This is a genomic window from Amycolatopsis ruanii, assembly GCF_003385175.1.
In the GTDB taxonomy this organism is placed as follows: domain Bacteria; phylum Actinomycetota; class Actinomycetes; order Mycobacteriales; family Pseudonocardiaceae; genus Amycolatopsis_E; species Amycolatopsis_E thermalba.
In genome coordinates this window covers 48,626-74,447 of record NZ_PQHY01000029.1, presented here as the reverse complement: position 1 = coordinate 74,447, position 25,822 = coordinate 48,626, and the positions used below count along the sequence as shown (strand labels likewise).

26 protein-coding genes and 1 pseudogene are annotated in these 25,822 nt (G+C 71.5%); 14 read left to right on the top strand and 13 right to left on the bottom strand.

Translation table 11 applies throughout. The annotated features are described in order from the left end of the window. A partial coding sequence (locus tag D0D28_RS17900) for a hypothetical protein (RefSeq protein ID WP_116111353.1) occupies positions 1 to 493 on the bottom strand: 493 nt, incomplete at its 3' end. A gap of 59 nt (positions 494 to 552) precedes the next feature. Between D0D28_RS17900 and D0D28_RS17895 the strand changes: the two genes are divergently transcribed. Next, entirely contained in the window at positions 553 to 1,071 is a 519-nt protein-coding gene (locus D0D28_RS17895) for a DUF2231 domain-containing protein (RefSeq protein ID WP_116111352.1), read from the top strand. Here the strand turns inward: D0D28_RS17895 and D0D28_RS36840 are convergent. The 3 genes and pseudogenes from D0D28_RS36840 to D0D28_RS17880 all read right to left on the bottom strand — a co-directional run bounded on the left by D0D28_RS36840 (position 1,045) and on the right by D0D28_RS17880 (position 2,801). Continuing rightward, a pseudogene (locus tag D0D28_RS36840) lies at positions 1,045 to 1,360 on the bottom strand (MmcQ/YjbR family DNA-binding protein). The gene D0D28_RS17895 and the pseudogene D0D28_RS36840 overlap by 27 nt on opposite strands. Beyond that, positions 1,360 to 1,956 carry a DUF2537 domain-containing protein gene (locus D0D28_RS17885; protein WP_116111348.1) on the bottom strand — a complete coding sequence of 199 codons (597 nt, stop codon included), beginning with the start codon at positions 1,954 to 1,956 and terminating at the stop codon, positions 1,360 to 1,362. Before D0D28_RS17885 ends, D0D28_RS36840 begins: the two are co-directional and overlap by 1 nt. Before the next feature lie 35 nt (positions 1,957 to 1,991). After that, entirely contained in the window at positions 1,992 to 2,801 is an 810-nt protein-coding gene (locus D0D28_RS17880) for a TrmH family RNA methyltransferase (protein WP_094009066.1), read from the bottom strand. Between the two features lie 227 nt (positions 2,802 to 3,028). Between D0D28_RS17880 and D0D28_RS17875 the strand changes: the two genes are divergently transcribed. The 5 genes from D0D28_RS17875 to D0D28_RS17855 all read left to right on the top strand — a co-directional run bounded on the left by D0D28_RS17875 (position 3,029) and on the right by D0D28_RS17855 (position 8,104). Further along, positions 3,029 to 4,531, top strand: a complete 1,503-nt coding sequence (locus D0D28_RS17875) for a glutamate-cysteine ligase family protein (RefSeq protein ID WP_116111347.1) — start codon at positions 3,029 to 3,031, stop codon at positions 4,529 to 4,531. 77 nt (positions 4,532 to 4,608) lie between these two features. Next, entirely contained in the window at positions 4,609 to 5,268 is a 660-nt protein-coding gene (locus tag D0D28_RS17870; protein ID WP_116111346.1) for a heme oxygenase (biliverdin-producing), read from the top strand. Positions 5,269 to 5,431: 163 nt separating this feature from the next. Then, positions 5,432 to 6,052, top strand: coding sequence for a superoxide dismutase (locus D0D28_RS17865; protein WP_094009063.1), 621 nt, complete (start codon positions 5,432 to 5,434; stop codon positions 6,050 to 6,052). A 102-nt stretch (positions 6,053 to 6,154) separates the two neighbouring features. Further along, positions 6,155 to 6,943, top strand: a complete 789-nt coding sequence (locus D0D28_RS17860; protein ID WP_116111345.1) for an arylamine N-acetyltransferase family protein — start codon at positions 6,155 to 6,157, stop codon at positions 6,941 to 6,943. Positions 6,944 to 7,117: 174 nt separating this feature from the next. Further along, positions 7,118 to 8,104 carry a hypothetical protein gene (locus tag D0D28_RS17855; protein WP_116111344.1) on the top strand — a complete coding sequence of 329 codons (987 nt, stop codon included), beginning with the start codon at positions 7,118 to 7,120 and terminating at the stop codon, positions 8,102 to 8,104. Here D0D28_RS17855 and D0D28_RS17850 read toward each other — a convergent pair. From D0D28_RS17850 to D0D28_RS17840, 3 genes are all read right to left on the bottom strand, one after another. After that, positions 8,058 to 9,338: an MFS transporter gene (locus D0D28_RS17850; protein ID WP_116111351.1), complete on the bottom strand. Its 1,281-nt coding sequence runs from the start codon at positions 9,336 to 9,338 to the stop codon at positions 8,058 to 8,060. The genes D0D28_RS17855 and D0D28_RS17850 overlap by 47 nt on opposite strands. A 176-nt stretch (positions 9,339 to 9,514) precedes the next feature. Further along, complete coding sequence (locus tag D0D28_RS17845; RefSeq protein ID WP_116111343.1) at positions 9,515 to 9,937, bottom strand: MarR family winged helix-turn-helix transcriptional regulator; 423 nt, start codon at positions 9,935 to 9,937, stop codon at positions 9,515 to 9,517. Positions 9,938 to 9,997: 60 nt separating this feature from the next. Beyond that, positions 9,998 to 10,588, bottom strand: a complete 591-nt coding sequence (locus tag D0D28_RS17840) for a dihydrofolate reductase family protein (protein WP_094009092.1) — start codon at positions 10,586 to 10,588, stop codon at positions 9,998 to 10,000. Positions 10,589 to 10,657: 69 nt separating this feature from the next. Here D0D28_RS17840 and D0D28_RS17835 point away from each other — a divergent pair, with 69 nt between their 5' ends. Then, entirely contained in the window at positions 10,658 to 11,245 is a 588-nt protein-coding gene (locus tag D0D28_RS17835; protein WP_116111342.1) for a TetR/AcrR family transcriptional regulator, read from the top strand. On the opposite strand, the gene D0D28_RS17830 is transcribed toward D0D28_RS17835, so the two are convergent. Then, on the bottom strand, positions 11,227 to 12,684 hold the full coding sequence (locus D0D28_RS17830) for an NCS2 family permease (RefSeq protein WP_116111341.1): 1,458 nt from the start codon (positions 12,682 to 12,684) through the stop codon (positions 11,227 to 11,229). The two genes, D0D28_RS17835 and D0D28_RS17830, sit on opposite strands and share 19 nt — an antisense overlap. 102 nt (positions 12,685 to 12,786) lie before the next feature. Here D0D28_RS17830 and D0D28_RS17825 point away from each other — a divergent pair, with 102 nt between their 5' ends. Beyond that, a complete protein-coding gene (locus D0D28_RS17825; RefSeq protein ID WP_094009057.1) occupies positions 12,787 to 13,029 on the top strand; it encodes a DUF2530 domain-containing protein in 243 nt (80 codons plus the stop codon). A 23-nt stretch (positions 13,030 to 13,052) separates the two neighbouring features. On the opposite strand, the gene D0D28_RS17820 is transcribed toward D0D28_RS17825, so the two are convergent. Further along, positions 13,053 to 15,803 carry a sacsin N-terminal ATP-binding-like domain-containing protein gene (locus D0D28_RS17820; protein ID WP_116111340.1) on the bottom strand — a complete coding sequence of 917 codons (2,751 nt, stop codon included), beginning with the start codon at positions 15,801 to 15,803 and terminating at the stop codon, positions 13,053 to 13,055. Beyond that, positions 15,787 to 16,608 carry a DUF3027 domain-containing protein gene (locus D0D28_RS17815; protein ID WP_094009210.1) on the bottom strand — a complete coding sequence of 274 codons (822 nt, stop codon included), beginning with the start codon at positions 16,606 to 16,608 and terminating at the stop codon, positions 15,787 to 15,789. The genes D0D28_RS17820 and D0D28_RS17815 overlap by 17 nt, the downstream gene beginning before the upstream one ends. Before the next feature lie 49 nt (positions 16,609 to 16,657). Here D0D28_RS17815 and D0D28_RS17810 point away from each other — a divergent pair, with 49 nt between their 5' ends. Genes D0D28_RS17810 through D0D28_RS17800 form a run of 3 tightly spaced genes read left to right on the top strand, consistent with a single transcriptional unit; the run spans position 16,658 to position 19,738 of the window. After that, positions 16,658 to 17,434, top strand: coding sequence for a glutaminyl-peptide cyclotransferase (locus tag D0D28_RS17810; RefSeq protein WP_116111339.1), 777 nt, complete (start codon positions 16,658 to 16,660; stop codon positions 17,432 to 17,434). Between the two features lie 41 nt (positions 17,435 to 17,475). Then, positions 17,476 to 19,215, top strand: coding sequence for an MFS transporter (locus tag D0D28_RS17805; protein WP_116111338.1), 1,740 nt, complete (start codon positions 17,476 to 17,478; stop codon positions 19,213 to 19,215). Between the two features lie 22 nt (positions 19,216 to 19,237). Beyond that, positions 19,238 to 19,738, top strand: coding sequence for a DUF2771 family protein (locus tag D0D28_RS17800; protein ID WP_094009207.1), 501 nt, complete (start codon positions 19,238 to 19,240; stop codon positions 19,736 to 19,738). Positions 19,739 to 20,016: 278 nt separating this feature from the next. Here D0D28_RS17800 and D0D28_RS17795 read toward each other — a convergent pair whose 3' ends face one another. Continuing rightward, positions 20,017 to 20,403 carry a cold-shock protein gene (locus D0D28_RS17795; RefSeq protein ID WP_017985244.1) on the bottom strand — a complete coding sequence of 129 codons (387 nt, stop codon included), beginning with the start codon at positions 20,401 to 20,403 and terminating at the stop codon, positions 20,017 to 20,019. 162 nt (positions 20,404 to 20,565) lie between these two features. On the opposite strand from D0D28_RS17795, the gene D0D28_RS17790 reads away from it, so the two are divergent. Continuing rightward, positions 20,566 to 20,796 (top strand): hypothetical protein, encoded by a 231-nt coding sequence (locus tag D0D28_RS17790; protein WP_017985245.1) that lies wholly within the window; start codon positions 20,566 to 20,568, stop codon positions 20,794 to 20,796. Here D0D28_RS17790 and D0D28_RS17785 read toward each other — a convergent pair. Continuing rightward, positions 20,753 to 21,385: an HAD family hydrolase gene (locus D0D28_RS17785; protein ID WP_116111337.1), complete on the bottom strand. Its 633-nt coding sequence runs from the start codon at positions 21,383 to 21,385 to the stop codon at positions 20,753 to 20,755. The genes D0D28_RS17790 and D0D28_RS17785 overlap by 44 nt on opposite strands. Positions 21,386 to 21,503: 118 nt before the next feature. Between D0D28_RS17785 and D0D28_RS17780 the strand changes: the two genes are divergently transcribed. Further along, positions 21,504 to 22,121 carry a TetR/AcrR family transcriptional regulator gene (locus tag D0D28_RS17780; RefSeq protein WP_116111336.1) on the top strand — a complete coding sequence of 206 codons (618 nt, stop codon included), beginning with the start codon at positions 21,504 to 21,506 and terminating at the stop codon, positions 22,119 to 22,121. Beyond that, on the top strand, positions 22,118 to 23,080 hold the full coding sequence (locus D0D28_RS17775) for a R2-like ligand-binding oxidase (protein ID WP_116111335.1): 963 nt from the start codon (positions 22,118 to 22,120) through the stop codon (positions 23,078 to 23,080). The genes D0D28_RS17780 and D0D28_RS17775 overlap by 4 nt, the downstream gene beginning before the upstream one ends. A gap of 1,065 nt (positions 23,081 to 24,145) precedes the next feature. On the opposite strand, the gene D0D28_RS17770 is transcribed toward D0D28_RS17775, so the two are convergent. Beyond that, positions 24,146 to 25,756 carry an AMP-binding protein gene (locus tag D0D28_RS17770; RefSeq protein ID WP_116111334.1) on the bottom strand — a complete coding sequence of 537 codons (1,611 nt, stop codon included), beginning with the start codon at positions 25,754 to 25,756 and terminating at the stop codon, positions 24,146 to 24,148. Between the last annotated feature and the right edge of the window lie 66 nt (positions 25,757 to 25,822).

Below are 25,822 nucleotides of genomic sequence, written 5' to 3'. Positions count from 1 at the left end.
CGCTGACCCCGGACCGCCGCCCCGGGGCCAGCGACGCGTGCCGCTGCCCCGGCCCCTCCCCGTACCGCGACGCCAGCCAATCGGCCACCAGCCCGGTCCCCGCCGCGTAGACGCCCTTGTGCGCCAGGTCGATCACCAGCTCCCGGCGCGGCCACGTCCACGGCGGCGCCCCCACGCCGGTCGCGTTCTCCAGCGTCTGGTCGTTCGTCAGCCGCACCGCCCAGAACATCGCCGAGGCCCACGGGCCCCGCAGCCCGGCCGTCGCCATCACGCCGCGCAGCGCGCCGAGCAGCACGCCCTGCCCGAAGTGCATCGCCAGGTTCACCGACCGCCGCGGCCGGTCCGGCAGGCCGGCCAGCCGCGACAGGGTCCGCCCCGGCACGTACGAGTCCGGCCGTCCGGTGAACCGCTGCTCGACCTTCTCCGCCGCCGTCATCGCCAGCACGCCCGCCAGCCCGGCGACCGCACCCTGCGCTACCGCTCGTGCCCACATGCGGCCACGGCTACCCGCCCCACCCGAATCGAATCGCGGCCGCGGGGTACAGAACCGTGGTGAAACGAATCCTGGAAGCCGCCGAGTCCCTCCGCGCCGTCGACCCCGCGGCGACCGCGGTGGCCCGCGGGCTGCGCAAGGTCATCGGCCGCGGCGCCGCCGACCGCCTGCTGCGCGGCGCGTGGCTCGGCCACCCCGTGCACCCGCTGCTGGTCACCCTGCCGATCGGGGCCTGGGTGTCCGCCGCGGTGCTCGACCTGTCCGGCCAGCCCGAAGCCGCCCGGCGCCTGGTGTCGATCGGCCTGGCCGCCACCGCGCCGACGGTCCTCACCGGGCTCGCCGAGTTCTCCGGCCTCGACCGGGACCAGCGGCGCGTCGGGGCCGTCCACGCGCTCACCAACACCCTCGCCGCCGGGTGCTTCCTCGCCGCCAACCGCACCAGCCGCCGGAACGCCCGCTTCTGGACCGCGGCCGGGCTGGTCGCGCTCAGCGCCGGCGGCGCGCTCGGTGGGCACCTGTCCTACGCGCAGGGCGCGGGCGTGGGCCGCTGGTCAGCCCTCCAGCCGGGCGACCAGTGACTTCGGCGCCACCGTCCGGTAGGCCTCCCGGACAATGGCCCGCACCTCGACCGCGGTGCCCGACGTAGGGCGGCCGGAAGAACCGGTCCGGCTCGGCCGACACCATCTCCTCCTGCACCCCCGACGGCGCGGCGCACCAGAACGCCACCCGGTCGTCGTGGTGGTGGTCCGCGTACATCACGAAACTCTTCCGGCTCCGGACGAACCAGGCCGGCTCCCCGTGGCTGAGCCGCTCCGAGACCTCCGGCAGGGCCAGGCAGATCTCGCGCAGCGGCTCGATCGGGTCCATCAGAACACGACGGCCAGCAGGGTGAACCAGGACAGCACGATCCCGGCGGCCGCCCCCAGCGCGACCCACCGGATGATCGGCAGCTTCCGCGCCAGCCACAACGACGGCGCGATCCCGGCGGTCACCACGACCGCCGCGACCAGCACCAGCCACCCGGCGGTCTCCGCGGCCAGCGCGATCGCCAGCGCCATCATCGCGACGATCACCACGGCCGCCACGAACCCGGCGACCACCAGCCCGGTCGCCCACGGCGTCGGCTCGTCCCCGACCCCGGCGAACAGCCGCCGCGGCGTCTCGGCCGGCGGTGGTGGCGGGACGACCATCTGCTCGCCGGTCACCGGGTCGACGTAGTGCACCGGCGTCCCCATCACCGCGGCCACCCGCGACGCCAGCTGCTGCCCGCGCCGGGACACCACGGTCGCGGCCTCGGCCGGGTCGCTCGACGACCGCCGCAGCGCGGCCGCCACCTGCGCCCACTCGTGCAGCGCGTCGGCGAGGTCGACGCCCAGCGCGAGGCTGTGGGGGTCGATTTCGCGCGTGTACACGTCGCCGTGCCCCTTCAGCACGGCGCGGTCGCCGCGGACCCGCAATTCCACGCATGCACCTTTCCGGCCGTCACGCCAGGACGTCGTCAATTTACCGCCGCGGCGAGCTCGTAGAACGCCACCGCCGCGGCCGTGGCCACATTGAGCGAGTCGACGCCCTCGCTCATCGGGATCCGCACCGCGACATCGGCGCTCGCCAGCGCCTCCGCGGTCAGCCCGGGCCCCTCGGACCCGAGCAGCAGGGCCGTGCGGCCGCCACCGGCGGCCACCTCGCGCAGCGTCCGCGAGTCCGCCCGCGGCGTCAGCGCCGCCACCCGGAACCCGGCCGCCCGCACCCGCTCCAGCCCGGACGGCCACGGCGTCAGCGCGGCGAACGGCACCCGCAGCACGTTGCCCATCGACACCCGCACGCTCCGCCGGTACAGCGGGTCCGCGCAGCCGGCGCCCAGCAGCACCCCGTCCACCCCGAGCGCGGCCGCGTTGCGGAACAGCGCGCCGATGTTCTCGTGGTCGCCGACGCCCTCCAGGATCGCGATCACGCGGGCCCGCGCCAGGATCTCGTCGGCGTCCGGCTGCGGCGCGCGGTCGGCCACGGCGAGCACCCCGCGGTTGAGGTGGAACCCGACGACCTTCGCCATCACCTCGGCCGAGGTCACGTACGCCGGCACCGGCACGTCCGCGAGCTCGGGCGCGAGCTCCGCGATCCGCCGCTCGACCCCCAGCAGCGCCCGCGGCGGGTAGGCTGACGCGAGCAGGCGCCGGACCACCACGGTTCCCTCGGCGATCACCAGGCCGCGCCCGCCGGGCCGGTCCGGTCGCCGGTCGGCCGTGGAGAGGTCCCGGAAGTCGTCGAGCCTGGGATCACCCTCGTCTTCGGTTCGCACGATCTGCGCCACGGCATGAAGTCTGCGGCTTCGGGGTAGATCCTCCGTCGTCGGGGTGGGTGCTCCGAACGTGCTGAGTACCACTGGGCCGAACGGACCAGCACCGGCGGAAGTCGGGCGCGTCACGGCGGCGCCACCGATTTGGCCGATGACCGTGTGCCGACGGTGTGCGACCGTTGTCGGCCGGGGTGCCGGGGCGATCTCCACCGCCGCGGCCGAGGACCAAGAGCAGGGATGGCATGGGCAAGGACGTGTCGGCGGACAGCTTCAGCTCCCGGGACCGGGCGCGGTACCGGCACAAGCTCCAGCGGTGCCTGGACACCCTGGCCCGGATGCTCGCCGACGACGGCTTCTCGTTCCCGCGAAGACACATCGGACTCGAGGTCGAGCTGAACCTCGTGGACGACGAGCTGCGACCGTCCATGTCCAACAGCGCGGTGCTGGAGGCGCTGGACAGCGAGTCCTTCACCACGGAACTGTCGCAGCACAACATCGAACTGAACGTGCCGCCGCGCCCGCTCGCCGGGAAGTCCGCGATCGAGCTGGAGCACGACCTGATCGGCTACCTGGGCGAGGCCGACCGGAACGCGACCGCGGCCGGCGCGCGGCTGGCCGTGATCGGCATCCTGCCGACGCTCACGCCGGACCACTTCGACCAGAAGTGGATCACCAACAACACCCGCTACACCCTGCTCAACGACCAGATCTTCGCCGCCCGCGGGGAGAACATGACGCTGTCCATGGACGGCGCCCCGCTCGGCGGGCACAACCCGGAGCGGTTGCGCACCTACTCCGAGTCGATCCTGCCCGAGGCCGCGTGCACGTCGGTGCAGCTGCACGTCCAGGTCGCGCCGGAGGAGTTCGCCACCCACTGGAACGCCGCGCAGTGCCTGGCCGGTGTGCAGGTGGCCATCGGCGCGAACTCGCCGTTCCTGCTCGGCAAGGCGCTGTGGCACGAGACCCGCATCCCGCTGTTCCTGCAGGCCACCGACACCCGGCCGGAGGAGCTGCGCAACCAGGGCGTGCGACCGCGGGTGTGGTTCGGCGAGCGGTGGATCACCTCGATCTTCGACCTGTTCGAGGAGAACGTCCGCTACTTCCCGGGCCTGCTGCCGGAGACCGACAGCGAAGACCCGCTGGACGCGCTGGAGGCCGGGCAGGCGCCGAAGCTCACCGAGCTGATGCTGCACAACGGGACGGTGTGGCGCTGGAACCGCCCGGTGTACGACGTGGTGGACGGCAAACCGCACCTGCGCGTGGAGAACCGCGTCCTGCCCGCCGGGCCCACCGTGCTCGACATGATGGCCAACGCGGCGTTCTTCTACGGCGCGCAACGGGCGCTCGCCGAGGCGGAGCGTCCGGTGTGGACACAGATGTCGTTCCAGGCCGCCGAGGAGAACCTCTACGCCGGCGCGCGCAACGGGTTCGACGCCCAGCTGTACTGGCCGGGCCAGGGCTGGGTGCCGCCGGACGAACTGGTGCTGCGCGTGCTGCTGCCGCTCGCGGTCGAGGGGCTGCGCAGCGCCGACGTGTCCGAGGCGGCCATCGACCGCTACCTCGGCGTCATCGAGCAGCGCTGCCTGACCCGCCGCAACGGAGCGTGGTGGCAGCGGGCGACGGTCACCGAGGCGGAGGACCGCGGCGCCGACCGGGACACGGCGCTGAACACGATGCTGGGCCGCTACCTCGAGCTGGGCCGCGGCGGCGAGGCCGTGCACACCTGGCCGGTGGACACCGAGTGATCACCGGCGGCTCTGTTCGGGTCAATCCGGACTTGTTAGGGTAGCCTAAGTGACCGATCTCGCTTACAGTGCCACTCATGGCGGCTCCCCTCGCGGTTGACTCGGACCTGACCCAGACCCCGTTCTCGACCACCCTGAGGGAGTCGACCCGGCGCGCGCACGACCGGGCGCACCACTCCCGGTACATGCGCGAGCTGTTCGGCGGCGACCTGGACCTGAGCGAGTACGCGCGGCTGGCCGCCCAGTACTGGTTCATCTACCAGGCGATCGAGGAGGCCGCGGACGCCATGCGCCGCGACCCGGTCGGCGGCCGGTTCGTGTTCGACGAGCTGCGCCGCGTACCCGCGCTGGCGGTCGACCTGGAGTTCCTCTACGGGCAGCGGTGGCGGGACCGCGTCACGCCGGTCCCGGCGACCGAGGACTACGTGCGGCGCATCCGCTCGGTGGCCTTCGACTGGGCCGGTGGCTACGTCGCCCACCACTACACCCGCTACCTCGGCGACCTCGCCGGCGGCCAGGCCGTGCGGAAGCTGCTGGCGAAGGCCCACGGCGTCGAGGGGCCGGGCGCGATGTTCTACCACTTCGACGACATCGACAACGTCCCCGCGTTCCGGAAGCGGTACAAGGCGCTGCTCGACGACACCCCGTGGACCGGTGCCGAGCGCGAGCGCATCGTCACCGAGACGCTGGTGGCGTTCGAGTTCAACATCGCGGTGCTCGACGAGCTGGCCCAGTGATCATCCGCACACCCCGTTGACCTCCATCTAGCTGGAGATTGCAGGCTTGCGACATGACCGGTTCCCGCAGTGCGGACAGCGGCTCCCCAGTTAGCTTCCCGCGCGCGCGAGGACTAGGTTTTGATACCGCAAGGGACTCTGCGTCAGACAAGAAGGAGGGCTGATGGCCCGCTACGAGCTTCCTGACCTCGACTACGACTACGGCGCGCTCGCCCCGCACATCTCGGGTCAGATCAACGAGCTGCACCACAGCAAGCACCACGCGACCTACGTCAAGGGCGCCAACGACACCCTGGACAAGCTCGCCGAGGCTCGGGACAAGGGCGACTTCGGCTCGATCGTCGGCCTGGAGACCACGCTGGCGTTCAACCTGGCCGGGCACGCCAACCACGTGGTGTGGTGGAAGATCCTGTCCCCCGAAGGCGGCGACAAGCCGACCGGCGAGCTGGCCTCGGCGATCGACGAGGCGTTCGGTTCGTTCGACAAGTTCCAGGCGCAGTTCAACGCGGTCGCCACGACGATCCAGGGCAACGGCTGGGCCGCCCTGTCGTGGGACCCGGTGGGCAAGACGCTGATCACGCAGCAGCTGCGTGACCACCACAACAACCTCATCCTGCCGACCGTGCCGATCCTGCTGGTCGACGTGTGGGAGCACGCCTTCTACCTCGACTACAAGAACGTCAAGGCGGACTACGTCAAGGCGCTGTGGAACGTCTACAACTGGGCGGAGATCAGCAAGCGTTTCGACAACGCCGTCTCCGGCGGCAACGGCCTGCTCCTCTGAGCGTCGGCCCGATCGAGGGGTCCTGCCGCGCACCCGCGCGGACAGGGCCCTTCTTTTTTTCCCGCTTGACCTCGACCACAGTGGAGGGTGCACGCTGACCACATGGATGTCGACGCGTACCTGGCCCGCATCGGGGCCGACCGGCCGGCCGCGCCCACCGCGGCGGCGCTGCGGGACCTGCACGAGGCCCACCTGCTGACCGTGCCGTTCGAGAACCTGAGCGTGCACCTGCCCGAGCGGATCGTGCTCGACGAGGACGCGTTGTTCGACAAGGTCGTGCGGCGCCGCCGGGGCGGTTTCTGCTACGAGCTGAACGGCCTGTTCGCGGCGTTGCTCCGCGAGCTCGGCTACCGGGTCACCCTGCTGGGCGCCCGCGTGTTCGGCGGCGGGCGGTGGGGCGCGCCGTTCGACCACCTGGCGCTGCACGTGGACCTGGACGAGCCGTGGCTGGCCGACGTGGGCTTCGGCCGCTTCGCCCGCCACCCGCTGCGGCTGGCGGCGAGCGAGCCGCAGTCCGACCCGGAAGGCGAGTTCCTGGTGCTGGACGCGCCGGACGGGGACATCGAGGTGCGGCTGAACGGCGAGCCGGCCTACCGGCTGGAGAAGCGGCCGCGGGAACTGGCCGACTTCGGCCCGACCTGCTGGTGGCAGGCCACCTCGCCGGAGTCGCACTTCACGCAGAACGTGCTGACCACGATCTCGACGCCGTCCGGCCGGATCACCCTGGCGGGCGACAAGCTGATCGAGACGGTCGACGGCAAGCGGGCCGAGCGCGAGCTGAGCGACGCCGAGAAGGTCGAGGCGTACCGGGTGCACTTCGGGATCGACATGAACGAAGCCCCGGCGCTGGGATCCTTTCCGGCGCCGGGGCTCCGCCCGTTCCCGAACTGACTGCCGCTCCCACCACGAAGCGGACAAGCCTTAGGTTAGCCTAACTTCACCAGTCGCCGCAAGGGGCGGTCGAGGACGATCTTTCGACCACCCGTCCGTGTGGTCCCGGACAGTTGTCCAACGTTCAGGGGATCACTGATCGAACTCGCTCGGTCACCGGATAGCGTTCGGGGCGTGAAGTCGTCGACAGTGATCGCGGTCGTGCTCGGCGTCCTGCTGTCCTTCGCGTCCGTCGCCGGCGCGGCCGGCTACCTGTGGTCGCAGGGCAGCGACGCGCCGCCGCCCGCCCCCGGGCTGCCCGCCGTCTGGCCCAGCCGGGACGGCGAGCTGCCGCGCCGCGTGCCGATGCCGACCGGGGAGATGCTCGCCGCGCTGCCCGCGGGCAGCGCCGGCCACGTGCTGTGCCAGGCCCTGTCCGAGCAGCGGTGGGAGGCGGTGCTCGGCGGCACGACGCTGCGCGAGGTCCGCGGGAACGTGTGCCACCTGGTCACCGGCAGCCTCGACGTCGGCCTGCGACTGGACAACGCGCCGGCCACGCTGCGGTCGCCGCAGTCGGTGACGGTGTCCGGGCGGGCCGCCGAGGTCGAGTCGAGCGGCACCGTCAACGCGCGGCTCAACGTCCACCTGGTCGACGACGCGCCCAGCGCCGAGGTGCACCCGTTCCTGCGCGTCGACATCACCCGGTACGCCGTCGCCCGCCCGGGCCTCACGCTGGACGACCTCGCCATCTCGATCGCGCGGGACGTCATCGACGCGACCATGGCGCCCGGCCCGGACCTGCCCGCGCAGGGCCGCGAGGGCGTGATCGCGATGCGGGCGACCGAGCCGGTGCCGGGCTACGGCATCCAGGACGCGCCGTGGCCGGTGGTGTCCTGGCAGCTGTGCACGCAGCTGGCGAAGGCGATGAGCACGAGCCCGTCCACGGCGAAGCCGAGGTTCGACGGCCGCTGCACGGTGCGCACGGTCCAGGCGGCGCTGAGCGACGACGTGACGCCGCGCGCGTACCCGGACACGCTGGCCGGCCGCCCGGCCCTGATCACCGACGACGTGGTGGCGGTGAAGCTCGAGGACGACTCCAGCCAGGAACTGACGTTCACCGGAACGGGCCGGGACCTCAGGGCACTCGCGGAGACCGTGCTGCCCGCGCTCCTCGGCCGCTGAGCACCCGTAGGCCGGCCAGCCGCACCGGGCGCGTCATCCCGCCCCGCCGAGCCAGCACCGCCGCGCACACCACGGCCGCCACCGCGGAGATCACGCCGCCGATCAAGAACGGGGACCGGCCGCCGAAGGTGTCGGCCATCCACCCCACCATCGGGCCGCCGATCGGGTTGCCGCCGATCAGCACCAGCACGTAGAGCCCCATCACGCGGCCGCGCATCTCCGGGCTCACCGAGGTCTGCACGAGCGAGTTCGCCGTGTTCAGGAACGTGATCGTGGCGAACCCGAGCGGGATCAGCGCGATGCCGAACGCCAGGTAGGTCGGCATGAACCCGGCGACGAACTCCACCGCGCCCAGGCTGAACGCCGCGATCAGCAGCAGCCGCACCCGCGGCCGCCCCCGCGCCCCGCGCCGCGCGGCCATCAGCGAACCCGTGAACGTCCCGACCGCCAGCAGCGTGGACAGCAGCCCGTAGCCGTCGGCCTGCGTGGCGAACACGTTGCCCGCCACGATCGCCAGCGACGTGAAGAACGTGATGCCGAACGTGCTGACGAAGAACACCAGCACCATCAGCGAAACCAGGTCCGACCGCCCGCGCACGTACGCCAGTCCCTCGCGCAACTGCCCCTTCGCGCGGGCGACGGCCGGGCCGCGGAACAGCTTGTCCGGGTCCATCAGCAACAGCCCGGTGATCACGGCCAGCGTGCTGACCGCGTTCGCCAGGAACATCCAGCCCGTGCCGACCCACGTGATCGCGAACCCGGCGATGGCGGGCCCGACGATGCGGGCCATGTTGAACACCGACGAGTTCAGCGCGACCGCGTTCGTGATCTGCTTGCGCCCCACCATCTCGGCGACGAACGACTGCCGCGCCGGCACGTCCAGCGAGCTGAAGATGCCCAGCACGAAGCACAGGACGTAGACCTGCCACAGGGTCACCACCCCGGACACGTCGAGCACGCCGAGGACCAGCGCCTGCACCCCGATGCCGCTCTGGATGGCGATGCACAGCTTGCGCTTGTCCACCCGGTCGGCGAGCACACCGGCCCACAGGGACAGCATCAGCGTCGGCAGGAACTGCAGCGCCACCGCGATCCCCAGCGCCACCGGGTTGTTCCCGGACAGCTGGAACACCAGCCAGTCCTGCGCGATTCGCTGCATCCAGGTGCCGATGTTGGAGATGATCTGGCCGGAGAAGAACAGCCGGTAGTTGCGCACCCGCAGCGACGCGAACATGCTCGCCTTCGGCTGAGCCCGTTCCTCGGGCTCTTCGGCGGGGGCGGCGGCCGGCTTGGGCCGCATCCGGCCGGACGGTGCGGTGCACGCGGTGCGGTCGGCGGGTGGTGCCTGGCCCCGGGTAGCTGTGTTCGTCAGTTCGGACTGTCCGTCAGTACCCGTGTTGAGCCCCACCGTTATTCGTTCCCCGCCATCCTGTCGATGATCTCGGCGGCGCGGGCGAGCACTTCCCGCTCGTCGCCGCTCAGTTCTGCCAGCTTCCGGTCCAGCCAGGCCTCGCGCACCGAGATCGTCTCCCCGACGAACGCCCGGCCCCGCTCGGTCAGGGCGACGATCGACTGCCGCCCGTCCGTCGGGTGCGGGCTGCGCGCCACGTACCCGAAGTCCTCCAGCGCCGCGATGACCCGGGTCATCGACGGCGGCTGGACGCCTTCCTTCGCCGCGAGCTTGCCCGGCGTGAGCGGTCCGCACTTGTGCAGCGTGGACAACGCCGCCAGCTGCGTGAGCGAGACGTTCTCGTCGGTGCGCTGCGCCCGGAGCTTGCGGTTCAGCCGCACCACCGCGAGACGCAACCGGCTCGCCAGGGCAGGCTCCCGCATATCGGACACATAGTTAGCATACCTCACGATCAACAGGACGACCCGGTGAAATCGGTCGCATCAGCTCCGGCGCTCGAACCAGGTGACCACCACGCCGTTGTCGAACGCCTTCCGGTCGGTGACCGCGAACGGTGTCGGGTCGAACTTCCCGTCCACCACCGGGATCCCCGCGCCGGCCACGACGGGGTAGCTCTTGATCACCATCCGGCCGACCTCCGGCCACACCGCGCCGGCCAGCTTGCCGCCGCCGCACAGCCAGATGTCCTTGCCCTCCTCCTGCTTGAGCGAGCGGACCAGGCCGAGCGGGTCGCCGCCGACCACCGTCACGGCCGGATCCGGGCTCGGACCGAGGGTGCTGGAGACGACGTACTGGCGCAGGTGCGCGTAGGGACTGGTGAACCCCTGGTCCAGACCGGGGCGGTAGGTGCCGAGCCCCATCACGACGGTGTCGAACCGCCGGTTGGGCGCGTTCTCCAGGCCGAACGCCGCTCTCATCATCGTCGGGACGGTCTCCGGGTAGGACTCGTTCATCCACGCCATGTACGCCGCGACCTGCGCCTCGTCGCCCTGGGGGTAGAAGTCGTACTCGCCGCCCGGGCCGGCGATCCGGCCGTCGATGCTCACGCCCACGTAGTAGACCAGCTCTCGCATGAAGTGCTCCATTCGTAGTACTCTGTCCGTAGTGGTTACGACCGTAGTACTACAACTGGAGTGGTGTCAATGGTGCGCAGGAACGACGAACGGCGGGCGGCTCTGCTGGACGCCGCGATCGAGGTGCTGGCCCGGGAAGGCGTCCGCGGCCTCACCTATCGCGCCGTCGATGTGGAAGCCGCCGTGCCGGCCGGCACGGCGTCCAACTACTTCCCCAACCGCGACGACCTGCTGTACCAGACCGCGCAACGGGTGTACGAGCGTCTGCAGCCCGACGCGGCGACGATCGAACGGCAGCGGACCGCGCCCCGGGACCGGGCGACCTACACCGAGCTGATGCGCGAGCTGGTGGGCCGGATCAGCGCCTTCCGCAGCGGCTACCTCGCGCTGCTCGAACTACGCCTGGAGGCCACCCGCCGCCCCCGGTTGCGGGAGCTGCTGACCGAACGCGTGCGCGCGGACGTCGAGGCGAACGTCACCTACCACGAGCAGTCCGGGCTGCCCGGTGACGCGACCGCGGTGCGGCTGCTGATCCTCGCCCTCAACTGGCTCATCGTCGAGCAGCTCACCCTGCCGGACGTGTTCGGCGAGGCCGAGCGCGACCAGCTCGTCGTCGCCGCGGTCGAGCGGCTGGTGGCTCAGCCGAGCGCCTCCTGAATCGGCCCCACGCCGAAGTAGGCCACGAACGCCACGGCGATGATCCACAGCAGCGGGTGCACCTTCCGCGCGCCGCCGGTGACGACCTGGATCAGCACGTAGGAGATGAACCCGACGCCGATCCCGTTGGTGATCGAGTAGGTGAAGGGCATGACGACGATCGTCAGGAACGCGGGCAGCGCGATCCGGAAGTCGGTGAAGTCGATCTCGCGGACCTGGCTGATCATCAGCGCGCCGACGATCACCAGCGCCGGCGCCGCGGCCTCGACGGGGATCACCTCGTACAGCGGGGTGAAGAACATCGCGGCGAGGAACAGCAGCCCGGTGACCACGTTCGCCAGGCCGGTCCGCGCGCCCTCCGCGATGCCGGCCGCCGACTCCACGTACACGGTGTTCGAGCTGGCCGAACCGACGCCACCGGCGACCGCGCCGAGGCTGTCCACGAACAGGGCCTTGCCGGTGTTCGGCAGTTCGCCGTCGCGGCGGAGCAGCCCGGCCTCCTTGCCGAGGCCGGTCATCGTGCCGATGGTGTCGAAGAAGTCGGTCAGGATCAGCGTGAACACGATCAGCGCGGCGGTGATCGCCGGGACCTGCACCCACGCGTCGAAGTTGACCTCGCCGATCAGCGACAAGTCGGGCAGCCCGGCGATCTGGTCGGGCAGCGCGGGGTAGCCGAGGTTCCAGCCCTTGGGGTTGGTGCCGCCGGCCGGGCCGGCCTTGACGATCGCCTCCAGGACGATCGCGATCACGGTCGTCACCAGGACGCCGATCAGGATCGCGCCGCGCACGCGCCTGGCGACCAGGATGCCGGTGATCAGCAGCCCGATCACGAACACCAGCGTCGGCCAGCTCGCGATCGAGCCGCCGATGCCCAGCCCGACCGGCACGGTGGTGTTCGCCGCGTCCGGGATGCGCCGCACGAAACCGGCGTCCACCAGGCCGATCAGGGTGATGAACAGGCCGATGCCGACCGCGATGGCGGCCTTCAGCGCGGGCGGCACGGCGCGGAACACCATCGTGCGCACCCCGGTCAGCACCAGGACCAGGATGATCAGGCCGTTGAGCAGCACCAGGCCCATCGCCGCCGGCCAGCTCATCTGCGGCGCGACGCTGACCGCGATCAGCGAGTTGATGCCGAGCCCGGTGGCCATCGCGAACGGGTAGTTCGCCACGACGCCCATCAGGATCGTCATCACCCCGGCGATCAGCGCGGTCACGGGCGCCACCTGCGGGACCGGCAGGATGTTGCCGAACAGGTCCTTGTGCGCGCCCGCGTCCTGCGCCGAGAAACTGCCGATGATCAGCGGGTTGAGCACCACGATGTAGGCCATCGTGACGAACGTGACCAGCCCGCCGCGCACCTCGCGGCCGACGCTCGACCCGCGTTCGGTGATCTTGAAGAACCGGTCGAGCCCGGTCCTGCCGCCCTGCTCAGCCAATGCAACCTGCCTTACCTGCTGCTCCTGCGATGACCCGCGGGTAGCCTTCCTGACGTGGCCGATCCGATCAACGCCGGGGATGTTAAACGTCCGTTGCTTCCGGTGCCCGAGTTGCCTGAGCGACTGGTGGTGCTCTACCCGGTCGTCGTGGTCGGCACACTCGTGTGGTTCACCGGGTTCGTCGTGCTCGGCGCGCTGCGCGTGTTCGGCGCCGGCGGGCCGGCGGACGTGTGGATGTGGACCTGCCTGGCCGGCGGCGTCCTCGGGCTGATGGGGATGGGCATCATGAGCTGGCAGCGCTGGGCCCGCCGCCGCGGTTCGCGGAGCGCCCAGACGGGCCTCTAGAGCGTGTCCTGTACGGACACGGCCTAGAGCAGGAAGGTCGTCGTCGCGGGGTCGTTCAGCACGGCTTCGACCAGGTGGCGGTCCGACCAGCGGCCGGTGGCCCAGGCGAACGCGCGGGCCAGCCCTTCGGGTGAGTCCTCCGCGTGATGTTCCCCGTGAAACGTCCCACTTTCGACCCACCACGGCGTGGCGCGCTTGACTCCGTCGACCTCCACGGTCAACTCGTCGTGCACCACGAGCCCACCCTCGGGCAGCGGGATGCCCAGCAGCTCCGCCGCCAGGACCAGCGCGGTCATCTCCGGCCACGGCACGAACTCGCCCGCGCTGCTGACCCGGGCGTCCGCGTGCTCGGACAGCAGCGCGATGTCCAGCAGCTCGGCGAGCGCGGCCACGTCCGCGCCAGGCGAGGCGGCGACCAGGCGTTCCGGCGCCCACACCGCACCCAGCCAGGGCAGGTCGAGCACCGCGGCCCGCTCGGCGTCGACCACGGACCCGTCGACCGTGCGCACCCGCTCCGGCGCGTCCAGCTCGCTCCACTCCAGGTCGGCGGCGGCCAGCACGGCGTGCGCGCGCAGGATCAGGCCCGGCGGGATCTCCCGGTCCGGGTCGCCGAGCCGGTCGAGCAGGTCGGCGGCGTCGTCGAGGTCGCGCACGGCCAGCTCCGACCGGACCCCGGCGGCGGCCAGCACGTCCGGGCGCACCCCCACGTCGGGCACCGGGTCGTAGAGACCGGTCAGGCCGTCCGCGTCCGGCAGCCGCCACTCGGCGGGCGGACGACCGGCGAGCAGCGCGTTGCGCTCCAGCCAGGCCGCCGACGGGCTGTCCGGCATCGTCAGCGCCTGCCAGGTCTCGCGCTGCCCGGCGATCAGCCGCAGCGCCCGCGGCCAGGCGTCGTCCGCGACGAGATCGAGGTCGCGGATCTCCGGCAGCTCGTCCTCGCCGGGCACCACCCGGAACTCGTCGAGCACGCCCAGTTCGGTGAGCACCCGCACCGGCCACTGCTCGGCGAAGTCCGCGTCCAGCACCGCGAACGGCCCGTCCTCGTCGAACACCTCCGGGTCGAAGACCTCACGCAGCGGCGAGTTCGGCAGCACCAGCTCGTCGGCCCGGCGCCAGCCGTCCGCCGACGGCAGCGCGAGCGCGCCCAGCCCCTCCGCCGAGGTCTCGGAAACCAGGCGCAGCACGGCTTCCGCGAGCGGGCGGGTGTCCAACCCGGACTCGGCGTCGGCCAGGCTGCGCTCGACCGCCTCGCGCAGCGCGGGCGCGTCGAGCAGGTCGGCGGCCTCCGCCTGCTTCGCGCCGAGGCGCTCCAGCAGCGGGTGCGCCGCCTCCGGGTGCACCAGCCCCAGCCCGCCCACCTCGGCGTCGGCCAGCAGGTCGAGCAGCTCCGACGCGCCGAGCAGCACCGCGCCGCGCGGCCCGGGCAGCGTCCGCCCGTCCGCCAGCGGCACCGGCAGCGCGCCCAGCTCGTCTGCGGTCACCTCGTGGTTGTCCAGCAGCGGCAGGAAGGCGTCGTACAGCGCGCGCCACCACTCCGGGGCCCGGTCCACGCCGATCAGCAGGTCGACCAGGTCGGACACGTCCAGGCGGTCGGCGTCCACGGTCGCCAGGACCTGCGCCGCCTCGTAGCCGCTGATCCCGGCCAGGCCGGGCACGACACCGGCGAGCAGTTCCAGCAGCCGCGGCGACTCGACCGACAGCACCCGGGCGCTCGACGGCACCAGGTCGTCGCCCTCGGCCGCGGGCAGCCACGCCTGCGTCGCCAGCTGGCGCCCCACCAGCTCGCGCAGCTTGCCGTCCACTTCGGACAGCGGGAAACCGGCCTCGGGCACCAGGTCCAGCCGGTCCCCCGGGGCGAGCTTGCGCACCAGCGCCGGGTACTCGCGGGCGGCCGCGGCCAGCGCGGCGTCGGCGCCGGGCAGCACCCGCCGCCGCGACGGCTCCAGCGGCACGGTCGCGATCAGCCGGGCCGGCAACGACAACCGTTCGTCGGTGGGCGTCGGCGCGTGCAGCACGTCCTCGGTCAGCCGCCCGTCGGCCGGCTTCGCCCAGACCACGTTCTCACCGGCCTGGGTCAGCCAGCGGACCGTGCCGGACGGCGTGGTCAGCTCGACGACACCGTCCTCTTCGGACCGCGCCCACTCCGCGCCGGGCGCCTCGATCCGCGCCAGCCACGGCAGGGACAGCAGGAGGTCCTCGGCCTCGTCCGTCAGGCGCGCGAGCAGCTCGTCCGGGTCGACGCCGTCGCGCAGTGGCAGGCGGACCTCGGTGTCGAAGCCGCCGGGCAGGTCCTCGTCCGCCGGCCAGGGCAGCCGCAGCACCGGCACCGCGCCGTCGCGCCCGGCGGCCTCCCTGGTCCGCGTCTCGGAGAAGGCCACCCCACCGGTCCGCGAGATCACCCGCGGTTCGCTGCTGACCGCGAGCACCGCCGCGAAGCCCACGCCGAACTGCCCCACGGTGTCGCCCTGCTTCGCCGACGCGCGCAGCGAAGCCAGCGAAGCGACTCCGGCGGCGTCGAGCGGCGCGCCGGTGTTGGCGACCCGGAGTTCGGCGCCGACGACGGAAACCCGCAGCGTGCCGGGGATCCCGGCGAGCGCGGCGGCGTCGGCGGCGTTCTGCGCCAGCTCGACGAACAGCCGGTCGCGGTAGCCGCCGGTCCGCAGGTCGCCCTCGGCGTTGGTGTCTTCGGTGAACCGGGTCGGCGAGTCCCGCCAGGCCCGCAGCACCGAGGCCCGCAGCGCCTCGGTGCCGAACGGATCACTCAGCTGACTCACTCGCCGTCTCGACGTCCGCGGTGGCGCCCGTCTCGGTCTTCGGCTCCTCGACCGGCTCCATGTCCAGCAGCGAGTCGTCGTAGACCAGCTCGGCGACCGGCACCGACGAGGTCACCTCGACCTCGACCTCGGAGTGCGCGCCGCAGCCGTACTCGACGTGCACGACCGTGCCGTCGGCCGGGGCGATCTCGTTGCCGCACACGCCGAACGCGGCGCGCAGCGAACCGGCGAGCGGGAGGTAGAAGCCGCAGGTGCCGCAGTGGGCCGGCGCGCTGCGCGCCATGTCCGACCGCGGGCCGAACTCGCCGCGGTGCCACCGCGTGGCGGCCTCCTCGCGGCCGAAGCGGGACATGACGTGCACGCGGCCCAGCCCGGCCTCGTGCGCGACCTCCTCGACCGCCGGGTCGTCGGACCGCAGGTACGCCGGGACCAGCCGCGGGTCGTCCTTGTCCGGCGGGAGGATGTCGCCGACGCCGAGGTCACCGGCCCGCACCCGGCGCTCCCACGGCACCCACTGCGGGGCGATCAGGGCGTCCGGGCCGGGCACGAGCACGACCTCGCTCACCGTCACCGGGGTGTCCGGGCCCGCGTTCGCGACCGTCACCGACCAGCGCCAGCCGCGGTAACCGGGCACGTGGGCCTCGAAGAGGTGGCTCGCCGACACCGCGTCCTCACGCGACACGCCGACGTGCGCCCCGACCTGCTCGGCCCCCGCCTCTTCGACCGCGGCCTCGCGCGCGAGATCGACCGCCTCGGCGAGAGCGCGCTCCACGGAGCCGTCGTCCAGGGTGAGCAGCAGCGTCATACCCCAATTGTGCCCCGCGCGCCTCGGGCCGCCGTGTCAGGGTGGAGGGGTGCGCACCCTGATCACCCTGACCCTCGCCACGGTCGTCGCACTCGGTGGCTGCGCGGCCGCGGCACCGCGGGCGCCGGCCACCGTTGCGCAGCTAACGGTGCAGGTGCTGGAGACGCTGCCGCACGACCCGGCGGCGTTCACGCAGGGGCTCGAGTTCTCCGGCGCCACGCTGTACGAGAGCACCGGGCTGGTCGGGCAGTCGTCCGTGCGGGCCGGGGCGCCCGGGCAGCCGCCGGCCACGCGCGTGGACCTGCCCGCGCCGCTGTTCGGTGAGGGCATCACCGTCACCGGCCCGACCCTGTGGCAACTGACCTGGCAGAACGGCGTGGCGATCGAGCGGGACGCGCGGACGCTCGCCGAGCTGCGGCGTGTGTCCTACGACGGCGAGGGCTGGGGGCTGTGCCACGACGGCGGACGGCTGGTGATGAGCGACGGCTCGGACCGGCTCACCTTCCGCGACCCGTCGACGTTCGCGGTCACCGGCGAGGTCACCGCGCATTCCGGCGAGCAGGAGTTCGCACAGCTCAACGAGCTGGAGTGCGTGGGCGGCGCGGTGTACGCCAACGTCTGGAAGACCGACCGGATCCTGCGCATCGACCCGGCGACCGGCGAGGTGACCGCCCAGATCACCGCGGCCGGGCTGCTCACCCCGGCCCAGGCGGCGGCCGCGGACGTGCTCAACGGCATCGCCGCGATCCCCGGCACCGACGAGTTCTTGATCACCGGGAAGCTCTGGCCGGTGATGTTCCGGGTGAAATTCGTCCCCGCTTCCTGATCACCCAGCGCGTCGGCCCAGCAATACGGCAAGATTGACGCGTGCGGCGCAAACGGAAGTGGACACCGGCACCGGGTGCCGGGCAACCGTGGCGCGCCCAGGGGCGCTTCTACCCGGAGTCGTCGGCGGTCCCGAACGCGGACGAGGCGCCGACGAGCGCGTTCCCGGCCGGCGGCCGCACACCGCCGCCACCACCGCGTGGCGCGCGGCCGTTCCCGCCGCGGCAGGGCCCGCCCCCGCCGCAGCGCCCGTGGCAGGGCGAACCGCCGCGCCGTGAACCGCCGCCCCGCCGCACCGAGCCGCTCTACGAGCACTACGACACCGACGGCTACGCGGGCTCCGCGCGCCCGGAACCGGAGCCGGCCGCGGAGCACCGCACCGAGGCGACCGCCGGGCCGCTGCCCCGGATGCCGAAGAAACTGACCGTCACGCGCGTCGCCGCGCTGCGCAGCCGCGAGCTGGGCGGCCGCGCGGTCGGCATGTTCCAGCGCGCGACGAAGGCCGACGGCGCCGACAAGTCCGGTCTCACCTCGCTGACGTACGCGGTGATGCTGAACTACGCCAGCGACGCGGCGATGGCCATCGCGCTGGCCAACACCCTGTTCTTCGCGGCCACCAGCGGCGAGGGCCGCGGCAAGGTCGCGCTGTACCTGCTGATCACCATCGCGCCGTTCGCGCTCGTCGCGCCGGTCATCGGCCCGCTGCTGGACCGGATCCAGCGCGGCCGACGCCTGGCGATGTGCCTCACCTCGGTCGGCCAGGTGCTGATGGCCGTGCTGATGGCGCTGCACTTCAACGACTGGGGCCTCTACCCCGCCGCGCTCGGGAAGATGGTGCTGTCCAAGTCGTTCACGGTCCTCAAGTCGGCGGTCACCCCGCGGGTGGTGCCGCCGGACATCACGTTGTCGAAGACCAACGCGCGGCTCACGGTGTTCGGGCTCGCCGCGGGTGGTGTGTTCGGTGCCATCGCCTCCGGGGTGAACTCGCTGTTCGGGTCGGCGGGCGCGCTGTGGTTCACAGCGGTGATCTGCGTGGCCGGTGCCGTGCAGGCCATGCGGATCCCGGCGTGGGTCGAGGTGACCGAGGGCGAGGTCCCGGCGACGCTCAAGGCCCACCCGGCGAAGAAGAAGAAACGGCAGCCGCTGGGCAGTGACGTGGTGCTCGCCCTGTGGGGCAACGGGACCATCCGCGTGCTGACCGGGTTCCTGATGATGTTCGCGGCGTTCGCCGTGAAGGCGCAGGCGGAGCAGACCGGGCAGAGCCCGTTCATGCAGCTGCTGCTGCTCGACCTGATCGGTGGCGCGGCCGGGCTCGGCGGGTTCGTCGGCAACGCGCTCGGATCGCGGCTGAGCTTCGGGCACCCCAGCCAGGTGATCTTGGGCTGCGCGGGCGCCGCGCTCGCCTCGACGATCCTCGCCGCCGTCATGTCCGGGATCGTCACGGCCGCGATCGTCGGTCTCGTCGGCGCCACGTCGAGCGCGCTGGCGAAGATCAGCCTCGACGCGGTGATCCAGCGCGACCTGCCGGAGGAGTCGCGGGCGTCGGCGTTCGGCCGGTCGGAGACGGTGCTGCAGCTGGCGTGGGTGTTCGGCGGCGCGATCGGCCTGCTGCTGCCGCCGACGTACTGGATCGGGTTCCTGGTGGTGTCGATCCTGCTCGCGCTCGGCCTGGCGCAGACGTTCCTGCTGCAGAGAGGCGCGTCACTCCTGCCCGGTCTGGGCGCGCGGCGGGACCGCAGGCCGGCGCGAACCGGCAACGGGGCCGCTCCCCGCGTGCAGTGACCCGACCCGTAGTGTTTCCGCCATGCGGCGAACTCTGCTGTTGCTGTCGGCCGGGGCGCTGGCGCTGACCGGCTGCTCCGCCCACGTCGGACCGCCCGAGGTCACCTTCTTCGGCGACGGGCGCACCGTCAACGCCGAACCGATCGTGAACTGCGACGCGCTCCTCAAGTCGTGCTCGGAGAACCCGGACGCCGCCGTGACGCTGAAGGTGCGCCCGGGCAAGCCGGTGCAGATCTCCGTGCCGTCCGAGATCGGCGACACGCCCTGGCTGGTGAACGTCCAGTACGCCAACGCCAAGGGCGAGCTGCAGCCGGTGAAGCAGCAGTTCTTCTCGCCCGGGGACAAGCTCGCCTACACCGCGACCGGCGCGGCGCCGGACGACCAGCTGGTGGTCGTCGAGGTGCAGCAGCTCGGCGCTGCTTACGCGGCCGATCAGGCGGGGAACCCCATTCTGGACGAGAACGGGAATCCGCAGCTGGTGGCTCGGGCTTTGTGGTCGCTGCAGGTTGAGCCTGGGGCCTGAGCCGCTACGCGGGTGTTGAGGGCACCGGCTTCGCTTCGCTACGCCCGGATCTGCCCCTCCCGAACCCGATCTTTCAGTGTTCGGTTGCCGAGAAGCGGCGTCAAGGCGGGAAAGCGTGCCTTGACCCCGCTGCTCGGCAACCGATTTGGCTGGGGATCGGGTTGCGGGAGAGGGGTGGCTCGGGCGGTGGGGCCGGTTGCGTTGCCGGGTGCGGCTTCGCTGGGTGGTCGCGGCCGGTCGTGCCCACGTCGCCCCCCTGCTCGGGGGTGTGAGCCGGCTTACGGGTCGAGGTCGCGGGCCACCGCGCGCATCACTTCGGCGATCCGCTTGGTGTTCTTGCGGTCCGGGTAGCGGCCGCGGCGCAGGTCCGGCTGCACCTTCATCTCGAGCAGCTTGATCATGTCCTCGATCAGGCCGTGCAGCTCCTCCGCCGGGCGGCGGCGCGCTTCGGCGACCGAGGGCAGGCTGTCGATCAGCCGAACGGACAGGGCCTGCGGACCACGGCGGCCGTCGGCGACGCCGAACTCCAGCCGCTGGCCGGCCTTGAGTGCCTCGACCCCTTGGGGGAGCGCGGTCTTGCGGATATAGACGTCCTGGCCGCCGTCCTGGGTGACGAAACCGAACCCCTTCTCCGCGTCGTACCACTTGACCTTGCCGGTCGGCACTGCCCTCACCGTTCCTTCGCTCTGAGTAAGTCATCTCGCGTACCGGCGGCACGTGACCGCCTGCACGACGAACGCGCCCTGGGCGTACCCAGGACGCGTATCCACCAGCCTATCCCGGTATGCGCCCTCCGGTGAAGAAGATATGGGTTCTAACCTTGTGCCATGGATACTCCGGCCAAGACTTCCCCGCGCAAGCCGTTCCTCATGCGGCTCGGGATCGGTGTGTTCGCCGTCGGCGTGCTGGCCGTGCTGGCCGTGTTCGTCCTGTTCGCGTTCGGCCTGCGGGACCTCCCGGTGTGGCTGAGCGCCGTCGCCGGGGTGGCCACGCCCCTGGGCATCGCACTGTCGCTCATCTCACTGGTTCGCGAGCACCGGAAAGCGGCTGCCGGCTGAGCCAGCCGGGGAACTCCTCCAGGCTGGAGAAGACCACCTCCGCCCCCGCCTCGAGCAACTCCTCGCGGCTGCAGGGGCCCGTCGTCACGCCCACCGTCGCCGCGTCGGCGGCCAGCGCGCCCCGCACGTCCCCCAGGTGGTCGCCGGCGTAGATCGACGCGCCGTGCTCGCGCAGGGCCACCGCCTTGCCGTCCGACCACAGCTCGCCCACGAGCACGTCGACGGCCAGGCCGAGCGCCTTCACGTGCAGCGCCGCGTTCGGCCCGTACTTGCCGGTGACGACCACCGTGCGGCCGCCCGCGTCGTGCACCGCGGCGAGCGCCTCGTGCGCGCCCGGCAGCGCGACCGTCTCCGGGATCACGATCTCCGGGTACAGCTGGCGGAACCGGTCGACGAGGCCGGTGATCCGCTCCTCGGGCGCGCCGAAGTCACGCAGCACCATGTCCAGCGGCGGGCCCAGGTTGGCGGCGAAGTGCTCACCGTCCAGCGGCAGGCCCGCCTCCGCACCGAGCGCGTTCATCACCGCGACCATGCCCGGCCGCGGGTCGATGAGCGTCATGTCCAGGTCGAATCCGACGACGATCCCCACGCCAACCACGGTAGCCGGACCCTCCGACAGTTCCGGACGCCGTCTCACCTCCGCTTTACAGTGAGCCCATTCGGGTCAACCTGCTTGACATTGCAGCCGCCTGTGTCAAGCTGATTTTGTGACTGAGATCACCGACTCGTTCGCGGAGCGCACCAGGACGTCGCTCCGGGAGATCCTGCTCGACGCGGCGGCCGACATCCTGGCGGCGCGGGGCTACGCGGCCCTGCGGATGGTGGACGTGGCGTCGGCGGCCGGGGTCAGCCGCCAGACGGTCTACAACGAGTTCGGCAACAAGAGCGCGCTCGTGCAGGCGGTCGTCCTGCGCACCACGGGCGAGTTCCTGGACGGCATCCACCACCGGTTCGCCACCGCGCCCGATCTGCTGACCGGCATCCGCGACGCGGTCACCTACACGATCGAGCACGGCCGGGAGAACCGACTGGTCGCTTCCGCGCTGGGCACACCGCAGGGTGAGGACCTGCTGCCGCTGCTCACCACCCGGGGTGAACCGGTCCTGTCCGCGGCGATGGAGGTCGCCGCGTCCCACTACCGGGAGTCCCTGCCCGCGCTGAGCGCCGAGGCCGCGAACCTCCTCGCCGAGACCGTGGTCCGGCTCTCGTTGAGCCACCTGGTGCTGCCGACCCACACCGCGACCGAGGCAGCCGACCTGATCTGCGCCGCGATCGCACCGGCCATCACCCGTTACGCGTCCACAATGGAGTGTGAGCAGCCATGACCGATACGCTTCCCGTGCACCGCACCGGGTTCACCTCGCTGCGCAGGGGCGGGCTGAACTGGGACTCCTTCCCGCTGCGGCTGTTCGTCAAGGGGAACCGCAAGTTCTGGAACCCGGCCGACATCGACTTCAGCCAGGACGCCGAGGACTGGCAGACCCTCACCGACGAGGAGCGCCGGTCGTCGACGTACCTGTGCGCGCAGTTCATCGCCGGCGAGGAGGCGGTGACGGAGGACATCCAGCCGTTCATGAAGGCGATGGCCGCCGAGGGCCGGTTCGGTGACGAGATGTACCTGACCCAGTTCTGCTTCGAGGAAGCCAAGCACACCGAGGTGTTCCGCCGCTGGATGGACGCGGTGGGGCTGACCGAGGACCTGACCTCGTACGTCAGCGAGAACCCGCACTACCGCAAGCTGTTCTACGAGGAGCTGCCCGAGTCGCTGGCCGTTCTGGAGCACGACCCCAGCCCGCTGAACCAGATCCGGGCGAGCGTCACCTACAACCACGTGATCGAAGGCAGCCTGGCCCTGACGGGCTACTACGCGTGGCAGAAGGTCTGCACGACGCGCGGCATCCTGCCCGGCATGCAACAGCTGGTGAAGCACATCGGCGACGACGAGCGCCGGCACATGGCATGGGGCACCTTCACCTGCCGAAGGCACATCGCCGCGGACGATTCCCTGTGGGACGCGGTGCAGCAACGCATGGGCGAGCTGTTGCCGCACGCGCTCGGCATGATCGAATGGGTGCAGAACCAGTTCGAGGAGCCGCGCCCGTTCGACAACGACCCGCAGGAGTTCATCGAATACGCGGCCGACCGAGCACAACGCCGCCTGGGCGCCATCGAATCGGCACGCGGAGTCCCAGTAGGACAGATCGACCTGGACTACTCACCGGAACAGCTGGAAGAAACCTTCGGCGAAGAAGACGCCAAAGCACTAGCGAACGCACTGAGCTGACGGCGCACCAGCGCCGCGCAGTGAACCCAAGGTAGCTGGGTGGTCATCCCGTCGCCTGACACGTGACGATCACCTTGAGCCAGGGCCGCAACCCAGGCCGCCAACCGGCGGCCGACCATGCCAACCTTGCGGGCCTGGCTCAAGGTGATATGCACAAACCGGAAGGCGACGGGATGACCACCCAGCGACCACCTCGCCAAGGCGAGGTTCCTGCATTCCCCGTCATCCCGGAGCCTGCCCGTCCGGCGAGGACATCTCTTGATCTTTAGAGGTGACGTTGGGCAGGCGGGGAGTCCGCCCTTCGGGCGGGAAGCGCCTACGGCGCCGAACGGTCACCTTACGACCACCCCCGCCCCCGATGCCTGATTGTGTTTCAGTCGCCGAGCAGGCGTGTCAAGGCGGGAAAGAGTACCTTGACACGCCTGCTCGGCGACCAAAAGCGGGCTGTGGATCGGGGGCGGGGGAGGTCTGGTTGGGGTAGTCGGTGCTGTTGCGTTGCCGGCCGCCGGTTGTGCAGGGCTGCCGCGCGGCCCCGGGGATGCTCGGTGCTGTCGCGTTGCCGGCCGCCGGTTGTGCAGGGCTGCCGCGCGGCCCCGTGGGGTGGTCGGTGCTGTCGCGTTGCCGGCCGCCGGTTGTGCAGGGCTGCCGCGCGGCCCCGTGGGGTGGTCGGTGCTGTTGCGTTGCCGGCCGCCGGTTGTGCAGGGCTGCCGCGCGGCCCCGGGGATGCTCGGTGCTGTCGCGTTGCCGGCCGCCGGTTGTGCAGGGCTGCCGCGCGGCCCCGGGGATGCTCGGTGCTGTCGCGTTGCCGGCCGCCGGTTGTGCAGGGCTGCCGCGCGGCCCCGGGGGTAGTCGGTGCTGTCGCGTTGCCGGCCGCCGGTTGTGCAGGGCTGCCGCGCGGCCCCGTGGGGTGGTCGGTGCTGTCGCGTTGCCGGCCGCCGGTTGTGCAGGGCTGCCGCGCGGCCCCGGGGGTAGTCGGTGCTGTTGCATTGCCGGGCGGCGGTTGTGCAGGGCTGCCGCGCAGTTGGTTGCCTGCCGGCCCAGCTCTCGTTGCCGGCTTGCGTCTTGTTATTCCAGGTCCAGGATCTTCAGCGCCTTTTCCCGCATCTCGACCTTCCGGATCTTCCCCGTCACCGTCATCGGGAACTCGTCGACGATGTGCACATACCGCGGAATCTTGTAGTGCGCCAGCTTCCCGGTACAGAACTCCCGCAGTGCCTCCGCCGTCAGCGGCTGCGCTCCTTCCCGCATCCGGATCCACGCCATCAGCTCCTCGCCGTAGCGCTGGTCCGGCACGCCGATCACCTGCGCGTCCAGGACATCCGGGTGCGTGTACAGGAATTCCTCGATCTCCCGCGGGTAGATGTTCTCGCCGCCGCGGATGACCATGTCCTTGATCCGCCCGGTGATCTGGATGTAGCCCTCTTCGTCCATCACGCCGAGGTCGCCGGTGTGCATCCACCGCGCCTTGTCGATCACCTCGGCCGTCTTGTCCGGCTGGTCCCAGTATCCGAGCATCACCGAATAGCCCCGCGTGCACAGCTCACCCGGCTCGCCGCGCGGCACCGTCAGCCCGGTCTCCGGGTCGACGATCTTGACCTCCAGGTGCGGCCCGACCCGGCCGACCGTCGACACCCGCCGCTCGATCGAGTCGTCCGACCTCGTCTGCGTGGACACCGGCGAGGTCTCGGTCATGCCGTAGCAATTGGACACCTCGGCCATGCCCATCCGCTCGATGACCTGCTTCATCACCTCGACCGGGCAGGGCGAACCAGCCATGATGCCGGTCCGGAGGCTGCTCAGGTCGTAGTCCTCGAAGCCCGGCTCGGCCAGCTCGGCGATGAACATCGTGGGCACCCCGTACAGCGACGTGCACCGTTCCGCTTCCACCGCCTTGAGCGTGGCCTTCGGCTCGAACGACGGCGCCGGGATCACCATGCAGGCCCCGTGCGTCGTCGCCGCGAGGTTGCCCATCACCATGCCGAAGCAGTGGTAGAACGGCACCGGGATGCAGATCCGGTCCGCCTCCGTGTAGTGGCACAGCTCGCCGACGAAGAAGCCGTTGTTGAGGATGTTGTGGTGCGACAGCGTCGCGCCCTTCGGGAATCCCGTCGTGCCCGAGGTGTACTGGATGTTGATCGGGTCGTCGGCGGACAGGCCCACCTCCGGCAACGCCTTGCCCCGCCCGGACTCCACCAACTCCGCCCACTCGGCCGAACCGAGCAGCACCACCTGCTCCAGCCCGGAGCACCGCGGCCGGACTTCGTCGATCATCGCCGCGTAGTCCGACGTCTTGAACGTGCGCGCCGCCACCAGCATCCGCACCCCGGCCTGGTTCAGCACGAACTCCAGCTCGTGCGAGCGGTAGGCGGGGTTGATGTTGACCAGGATCGCGCCGATCTTCGCCGTCGCGTACTGCAGGAACGTCCACTCGGCACAGTTCGGCGACCAGATCCCGACCCGGTCGCCCTTGACGATGCCGCGCCCGGCCAGCCCGGCGGCCAGGGCGTCGACCTCGGCGGCCAGCTCCCGGTAGGTCCACCGGCGGCCCGAGGCGTACTCCACCAGCGCGTCCCGGTCCCCGAACGCGGCCACGGTCCGGTCGAAGTTGTCACCGATCGTGTCACCCAGCAAGGGCACCTCGGAGATACCCGACGCATAACTCGGCACGGCTGGCATGACGCCTCCTCGGACGCGGTCGACACTGACTGTGACCGAGTCTAGAAATCCCGGCGCGCCCCGGAC

What these genes read in the sequence shown, in the direction of transcription:
- D0D28_RS17875 (WP_116111347.1), top strand. Translation starts at nt 3,029, where the DNA reads ATGGGCAAGGACGTGTCGGCGGACAGCTTCAGCTCCCGGGACCGGGCG.
- D0D28_RS17870 (WP_116111346.1), top strand. Translation starts at nt 4,609, where the DNA reads ATGGCGGCTCCCCTCGCGGTTGACTCGGACCTGACCCAGACCCCGTTC.
- D0D28_RS17865 (WP_094009063.1), top strand. Translation starts at nt 5,432, where the DNA reads ATGGCCCGCTACGAGCTTCCTGACCTCGACTACGACTACGGCGCGCTC.
- D0D28_RS17860 (WP_116111345.1), top strand. Translation starts at nt 6,155, where the DNA reads ATGGATGTCGACGCGTACCTGGCCCGCATCGGGGCCGACCGGCCGGCC.
- D0D28_RS17850 (WP_116111351.1), bottom strand. Translation starts at nt 9,338, where the DNA reads ATGTTCGCGTCGCTGCGGGTGCGCAACTACCGGCTGTTCTTCTCCGGC.
- D0D28_RS17845 (WP_116111343.1), bottom strand. Translation starts at nt 9,937, where the DNA reads ATGCGGGAGCCTGCCCTGGCGAGCCGGTTGCGTCTCGCGGTGGTGCGG.
- D0D28_RS17840 (WP_094009092.1), bottom strand. Translation starts at nt 10,588, where the DNA reads ATGCGAGAGCTGGTCTACTACGTGGGCGTGAGCATCGACGGCCGGATC.
- D0D28_RS17835 (WP_116111342.1), top strand. Translation starts at nt 10,658, where the DNA reads ATGGTGCGCAGGAACGACGAACGGCGGGCGGCTCTGCTGGACGCCGCG.
- D0D28_RS17815 (WP_094009210.1), bottom strand. Translation starts at nt 16,608, where the DNA reads ATGACGCTGCTGCTCACCCTGGACGACGGCTCCGTGGAGCGCGCTCTC.
- D0D28_RS17800 (WP_094009207.1), top strand. Translation starts at nt 19,238, where the DNA reads ATGCGGCGAACTCTGCTGTTGCTGTCGGCCGGGGCGCTGGCGCTGACC.
- D0D28_RS17790 (WP_017985245.1), top strand. Translation starts at nt 20,566, where the DNA reads ATGGATACTCCGGCCAAGACTTCCCCGCGCAAGCCGTTCCTCATGCGG.
- D0D28_RS17775 (WP_116111335.1), top strand. Translation starts at nt 22,118, where the DNA reads ATGACCGATACGCTTCCCGTGCACCGCACCGGGTTCACCTCGCTGCGC.
- D0D28_RS17770 (WP_116111334.1), bottom strand. Translation starts at nt 25,756, where the DNA reads ATGCCAGCCGTGCCGAGTTATGCGTCGGGTATCTCCGAGGTGCCCTTG.